This window comes from Paraclostridium sp. MRS3W1 (genome assembly GCF_032465715.1).
Lineage (GTDB): Bacteria > Bacillota > Clostridia > Peptostreptococcales > Peptostreptococcaceae > Paraclostridium > Paraclostridium dentum.
Window position 1 is genome coordinate 1 of record NZ_JAWDJM010000139.1, and the last position, 4,290, is coordinate 4,290.

Consider the following 4,290-nt stretch of genomic DNA (forward strand, 5'->3'; position numbering starts at 1 on the left):
GTTTTCCTCCTAATTTATAAATATTTATTTACTTTCAAATTTATATCCTATTCCTCTTATAGTCTTTATATATTTTGGATCTTTACTAGTATCTTCAATTTTATCTCTTATTTTACTTATTTGAACCATTATAGCATTATCTTCTGCTATATAAACTTCATCCCACACAGATTCAAATAAATTTTTTTTTGTAAAAACTTTATTTGGATTTTTCATAAATAGTTCAACTATTTTTAATTCTGTTGATGTAAGCGGTATTTCTTTATTATTTTTTGTTAGCTTGAAAGCTTCTAAATCTAATTTTAAATCTCCAACTTGTATTAATTTTTCTTCAATTTCAGGTAAATTTGAATATCCATACACCCTTCTTATTTGTGCATTAACTCTAGCAACTAATTCTAAAGGATCAAATGGCTTTGTAACATAATCGTCTGCTCCCATATCTAAAGCTAATATTTTATCGTATCCTTCAACTTTTGCTGAAATAACTATTATTGGTATATTTAACTTACTTCTTATATTTTGAATTAATGAATATCCATTTAAATTCGGCATCATTATATCAACAATAGCTAAATTAATATCATTTTTATCTATAATGTTAATAGCCTCGATTCCATCATAGGCCTTAAATATTTTATAATTAGAACTTCTAAAGTAAAGTTCTATTAACTCTACTATTTCTTTTTCATCATCTACGACTAAAATATTATGCATTATAATCCTCCTTTAATATTACTAGACTTATCTATTTATATTTAAATTATCTTATTTCCTTATTTTTAAAAATGTAACTTGAAACTACCATTCCTACTAACAAATAAACTAAACTTATTATAATATTATTAACAATATGATTATTTATATCTGCTATATTTTTTAATATATAAGTTATGCTGTATGGATTCAATTTTGTAAAATATGAACATAGTATATCAAATCCAACTATTATGAAAATACCAAATGATATTGTATGTCTTGAACTTTTTATTAAAAGTCCTGGTATAAATAAAATTGAAATCAACCCTACTATAGGTATTAATGTAACTAAATATTTATAAATTACATCACTAATTAATCCTAACTCTGGAATTTGAGTCAATATTGAAGTTACTATAATACTTATTATGATTTGAGTTACTATAGTAATCAACACATTTATGCATATAAATACTAACTTGCCTATTAAGACTTCCGTCCTACTTATAGGATTTATAAGATATATTTTCATTCCTCCATTAGAAAATTCTTCAGTTATTACTTTGGAAATTAAAATTATAATAAATGGAGGTATTATCTTTAATGTTGATTGAACAAACATTGACATTATTTGTGATTCACTTAAAACTTCAGCCCCTGATATTTTAGTAGTTACAAAATACGCAAGTGCTATAGATGCTAGTATTAAAATATTTGCTAACAGCAAAGCACTCTTTTTATTAGTTATAAATTCATTTTTTATTATACTATTCATAATTAATTACCTCCTGTAACTTCTATAAATATGTCTTCTAAAGAACTATTGCTTACTGATACTTCATATATTGGTATATTATTATTTACAAGTTCTTTTATTACTAAGGCTATACTAGATTCATTAGCTTGAACAATTATTCCATTTTTTTCTATCTTTTCTACCTTTACATAGTTTTTATTATTTAAAATCCTTGATGCTTCTCCTATGCTTGTAGTTTTTATAAAAAACAGATCTTTTTTAGTAGTTATACTTTTTATATCTGACTCTAGAATCTGCTTACCATTTTTTATAATTATAACTTTATTACAAATCATTTCTATTTCATGTAGAATATGTGAAGATATAATAATAGTTTTTTTATGTTTAGTTACTAATTCTTTTATTAATTGTCTCATTTCGATAACACCTTTTGGATCTAATCCATTTGTAGGTTCATCTAATAGTATTATTTTAGGATTTTTTATAAGTGCCATAGCAATACCTAGCCTTTGTTTCATTCCTAAAGAGTAATTTTTAACTTTTTCATTGCCTCTACCTCTAAGTCCTACTATTTCCAATGCTTCATCAATTTCATAACTACAAGAGTATGTATCACTAAAGTTTTTTACTATTTTTAAATTTTCATATGCCGTTAATTCAAGATACATTGCCGGACTTTCTATTATAGCTGCTACATTTTTTATAGCCTCTTTAAATTTTTTGTCTATATCATATCCATCAATATAAACTTTTCCTCCATCTTTATTAATTAAATTCAATATCATCTTCATTGTAGTACTTTTACCAGCTCCATTTGGCCCTAAAAATCCAAATATATCACCTTGATTTACAGTAAAGCTTAAATTATCTACAACTACCTTATTACCTCGTTTTTTAGTCAGGTTTTCAACTTTTAAAATTTCCTTCACACTTATCACCTCTTAATTTAATTTGATACTCTAATTTTAAAATTTTAACCTTTCTAAAACCTTTCTATATTATTTAATATTTTTAATTTTTATAATTAAAAAAACTAGCTTTTCAGCTAGTTTTATTTATTGCTCGTAATATTTAAACATTGTAGATTTTTTTTACTTTTAAGTTCATTCTTATATATATAACTAAATAATATAACTGCTATTAAATAAAATGCAACCGTAAAATAATAAGGAATTGTATAAGATATAGTTTCCATTAAAAATCCACCAATTGCAATTCCTATAGCTCTACTAATATTACTAGATAAGGCTATTAAGCTACTCATATTGGTTCTTTCACTTTCATGCACAATTTCCATAGATAAGTTTTGAATAAGCGGCATAGCCATATTCATAAGTCCGTTTCTCATAAAAAATGCAATAGTTATAATAAATATTCCTTGTGGAAAAGCAATTGATAGTAAAAATGGAATAGATAATAATTGACAAATTATAACTGATTTTACCTTTCCAAACTTGTTCGACATAAAAGGTATAATCATTCCTCCTATTATACATCCAAATTGCGATATTGAAAGTATAGTTCCAACTATATTATCTCCTATATCCATAGAATATTTTAAGTATACACTAAAAAATGGTACAATTATTCCAGCCCCTATTCCTATTAGGAATTGATATACCATGAAACTTACAATCTTTTTATTTAATATAGATGCATATCCTTTTAAACATTCTTTTAAATTTCTATGTTTTTCATACTCAGGTTCCTTCATAAAAAATATAGGAATCAAAGCTAAAATAGCCAATATAGAAGTTATTATAAATATATACTTTATAGATTCACTTGATGTAAAGTAATTATCTAGATAAGATGACATAACTCCACCTAAAAAAGAAGCCCCCATCATACCAATATTAGACATTATAAAATTCGTACTAAAAACTGATACTCGTTCCTCTTCAGATGTATTTTCAAGTATATACATACCTTCTGCTGTAGTTTTTATACTCATCCCAAAACCATTTATAATTGCCATAATTAATATTAAGTTTGAATTATTGAAAAAAACTATAAAAATAGAACCTATTGCTATACATATAAATCCTAGATTGAAACTTTTTTTCCTCCCTATCCTTTCAATTAAGTACGCACTAAAGATAGATCCTATTGCTATAGAAAATGTATTAATTGAAAGAACACTCCCTACAAACTGTTCTTTATAACCAATTTCTTTTAGATATATCCCCACAAACATATTAAAAATCCCCATAGCAAAAGAAGCTATAAGATTTATAGTAAGAAACAACTTTATATTCTCACTTAGTTTTATCTTACAACCATTTTTCATTATATCCCCTCTTCTCATAACCTTTTTGTCTTTTCAATATAAGTGTATTTCTTTTTTTGATTTTTTTCAATATTCTTTAAATAGTTTATTATAATAAAACGACTTGATTTAATTATATAATTAAATCAAGCCGTTTTATTGTTTTAATCTCGTATTGCATCTTTTATTTTTTTATTTAAAACTTCCCTATACTTACCACTTTTATATTTATATTCTTTAAACGAATCTACATTTCTACATATATCATTTATTACTTTTTTAGTTATATTGTTTATGCTATCTAAATTTTCCTCATATAAAATTTCTATAGAGTCTATTTCTATTAAAGTTTCCACAACTTCCATGTATATATCTTTTAATACATGTTTACTATCACTTTCAAAAGCTAATTCTAATTTTGCCTGATATTTTATAGGAACTACTTTTTCTTTTATAAATAAAATAAAGTTTTCAAAATCTTTTTTATTATTAAGTGGCTCTACTTCAAATAAAATTCTAAAGAATAAATTCCATATAAACTCACAATTTAATTTAGATATAATAA

At 24.1% G+C, this 4,290-nt stretch carries 4 protein-coding genes and 1 pseudogene; all 5 read right to left on the minus strand.

Annotation, left to right across the window (positions count from 1 at the left end; all coding sequences use genetic code 11):
• Positions 1-24: 24 nt before the first annotated feature.
• Positions 25-717 (minus strand): response regulator transcription factor, encoded by a 693-nt coding sequence (locus tag RWY47_RS11205; protein ID WP_150843058.1) that lies wholly within the window; start codon positions 715-717, stop codon positions 25-27.
• Positions 718-763: 46 nt separating this feature from the next.
• Positions 764-1,474, minus strand: coding sequence for an ABC transporter permease (locus RWY47_RS11210; RefSeq protein WP_150843059.1), 711 nt, complete (start codon positions 1,472-1,474; stop codon positions 764-766).
• 2 nt (positions 1,475-1,476) lie between these two features.
• The gene (locus RWY47_RS11215; protein ID WP_168930834.1) at positions 1,477-2,385 is read right to left on the minus strand and encodes an ABC transporter ATP-binding protein; all 909 of its coding nucleotides are present in this window, start codon (positions 2,383-2,385) and stop codon (positions 1,477-1,479) included.
• A 122-nt stretch (positions 2,386-2,507) separates the two neighbouring features.
• Entirely contained in the window at positions 2,508-3,746 is a 1,239-nt protein-coding gene (locus tag RWY47_RS11220; RefSeq protein WP_168930832.1) for an MFS transporter, read from the minus strand.
• 143 nt (positions 3,747-3,889) lie between these two features.
• Positions 3,890-4,290, minus strand: a pseudogene (locus RWY47_RS11225) (GTP pyrophosphokinase); the annotation flags it as partial.

Excerpts from the sequence above, each read along its gene's own strand:
- RWY47_RS11205 (WP_150843058.1), bottom strand. The coding sequence starts at position 717 with ATGCATAATATTTTAGTCGTAGATGATGAAAAAGAAATAGTAGAGTTA.
- RWY47_RS11210 (WP_150843059.1), bottom strand. The coding sequence starts at position 1,474 with ATGAATAGTATAATAAAAAATGAATTTATAACTAATAAAAAGAGTGCT.
- RWY47_RS11220 (WP_168930832.1), bottom strand. The coding sequence starts at position 3,746 with ATGAAAAATGGTTGTAAGATAAAACTAAGTGAGAATATAAAGTTGTTT.